The 997-nt window shown below is 33.7% G+C and carries 1 pseudogene; it reads left to right on the top strand.

What is annotated here, in order from left to right:
- Positions 1 to 10 precede the first annotated feature (10 nt).
- Positions 11 to 951, top strand: a pseudogene (locus tag WOCAOBSORBRA_RS06675) (IS5 family transposase).
- Positions 952 to 997 lie beyond the last annotated feature (46 nt).

Here is a 997-nt window from a genome sequence, read left to right as displayed (position 1 = left end):
AAGAAAAAATATGCCACAAAAAATGAGGGTCAGTAACCATAGCGAATATAACAAATTTCTAGAAAAAAGAGGAAATATTTTTCATTATATCAACGAAGCCATAGAAAAGTGGTACGAGAATGGTCCAAAAATACCAGGTGGCAACAATATTTATAGCGATAAAGTTGTAATTTTGGTGCACATAATAACTTGTTTATTTAGAATAGGCCTGAGGCAAACAGTTGGGTTTATAGCAGGATACCTTGAGCAAATTGGGAAAAATTTGCAAGTTATCAGCTATTCACAATCATCAAGAAGGTTTAAGAAACTCAATATTAAGATCAATGATTGCAGAAAATAATATGGAAGATATCGAAATTGCTATAGACAGTACAGGAATTAGTATATACAACAACACTCCTGGTCATAGCAAAGAAAATAGCGAAGATAGAAAGTATCGCAGCTATGAACAGACAAGAAAATTGCATGTAATGTTGAATACAAACAGCAAAAAAGCCATAGCTGTAAAATACAGTAACGGCTGATCACTATGGAGCTTGTGATTTGCTAAAAGAAGTCGATTTTCAGTATGTCATAAAAGTACTATATGCAGATAGGGCATATGACAGAGAAAAGCTCTATAAGCTGTGTAATCAATATGGTATAAAAACGAAAATTCCTCCGAAAAACAACGCAGCAGAGCATCCAAAGTTAGACTATATGGCTGAGAGAAATTCTGCAGTCAAGCTCATAAAGTCATATGATGAAGATGGTATAAAGAAGTGGAAAAAAGAGATGAGTTATGGAAAAAGATCTTATATAGAAAGTTTTTTCTCGCGACTGAAACAAACATTCGGGTTTAGTTTTAGGAATAAATCTGAGACAAATAGAGAGAAGGAACTACTTGTTAAATGCTATTTGCTCAATAAGTTCACTGATATTGGTATGGCTAAATTTGAGATAGCTTCATAAATTTATTGTGCGTTACCTACTATCCGAAGAGCGATGCAACAAAGCC

It is taken from the genome of Wolbachia endosymbiont of Cardiocondyla obscurior, assembly GCF_902713635.1.
Taxonomy (GTDB): Bacteria; Pseudomonadota; Alphaproteobacteria; order Rickettsiales; family Anaplasmataceae; genus Wolbachia; species Wolbachia pipientis.
The sequence above is the reverse complement of the archived record's forward strand: the minus strand, read 5'-3'. Positions and strand labels throughout refer to the sequence as shown.